General features: G+C 51.5%; 1 protein-coding gene. It reads right to left on the bottom strand.

The genetic code is table 11. The annotated features are described in order from the left end of the window. Positions 1–144 precede the first annotated feature (144 nt). On the bottom strand, positions 145–1,403 hold a 1,259-nt coding region (locus K8S15_06320), incomplete at its 5' end, for a T9SS type A sorting domain-containing protein (GenBank protein ID MCD4775654.1).

The raw sequence follows: 1,403 nt of genomic DNA, 5'->3' as shown, positions 1-1,403 counted from the left end.
TGTATCGGTTATCCCGCCCTGAAACCGAAATGGAAAGCTCCGGAAAGAATCTACAATCAGGTAGTTATTTCGCAATAGTAACAAACGGTACCGGTACTGAAAACTGCAGGCTGGTCAGGATCTGAACCAGGGATAGGGAAATCGTTACTCCCCGGCCAGAGTAAACACTCTCCGCACGATATCGTTACCTGCTGTCATTCTTACGTAGTAGGAACCTGACGACAAACCTGAGATTTCGACCTCATGAGTGCCCGGATCCATTTCTCCATCAACGGGCAACGCTCTCAGTCTTCCCGCAAGATCGTAAATGGAAACGGTGACAGGCCCCGATTCCGCCAGCCTGAACCTTACAACAACCGAACCGGAAGCCGGATTGGGAAACACCGGAAAAATGCAGGTCTCATTGCTGCCGCTCTCTTCCTCTATACCCAGCCATTCCCAGAAGAAGGTCACGCTGTCCAGTCCGGGGGGAGTGAAGAATCTCTGCCCCGAACCTTCCATTCTCACCATGTACTGAATGTAGCGGTGGGTGCTGTCTATGTATCCATCAAGACTTCCGGGCTCCTCTATGAAATCCGACCATTGCCCCATGTCATCCGGGTTGTTGGAAGTCTTCACCTGGAATGTAAGGCTGCAGCCCGCGGGCACCGTATCCTCCCATTGAATCTCCTGCCAGTCGGGATACTGCAGCACATCGAGGATTGATGACACAAGAAGACCTGAATCAGCGTATTCAAGGCGGTACCATTCTATGATCTTGCCTACAGACGCGAAGCTTATCACATCCAAAGTATCATCACCGTCGATATCGGCAACCTCAAGGTACTCGTACCAGCTTCCCGAATCCAGCGAATGCCGCCTCCAGTTGTCTCCCGTGCCGTCGATGCTCTCCCAAAGCACCAGTTCGTACAGACCGCCACCACCGCAAAGATTACCGGCAGCTCCCAGTATATCGACATCACCGTCACCGTCGAAATCCAGTTCATGAACGGCCTGTCCACCTTTGAACCGATACTGAAGAACGTGTTCGATCCATGTTCCCGGGAGGGGATCCGAATTCTCGAACCAGGATATTCTGACATTATCACCGTAACCAGTGGATATTACATCCAGATTACCATCTCCGTTGATATCACCGGCACAGACCGAAGTTGCCTGACCAATACCATTGCATATCTTATGCCTGATCCAGGAATTGCCCGTTCCACCGTCATTCTCCCAGAGATTGAGTTCGTTGTTTATCCACCAGTTCGCGCTGAGAATGTCAATATCTCCGTCCTGATCGATATCGACAGTATGCAGGTCGTAGCATTGAGGTGCAGAAGCAACAACATGAGCAGGCCATGGCTCCGACATGATCTGGTTCTCGTACCAGATGATCTGACCGTCAGGGCCGAAATCGC

The organism is Candidatus Aegiribacteria sp., assembly GCA_021108005.1.
Classification (GTDB): Bacteria; Fermentibacterota; Fermentibacteria; order Fermentibacterales; family JCC-6; genus Aegiribacteria.
Note: the sequence above shows the minus strand (reverse complement) of the source record. Positions and strands in the feature narration are given on the sequence as shown.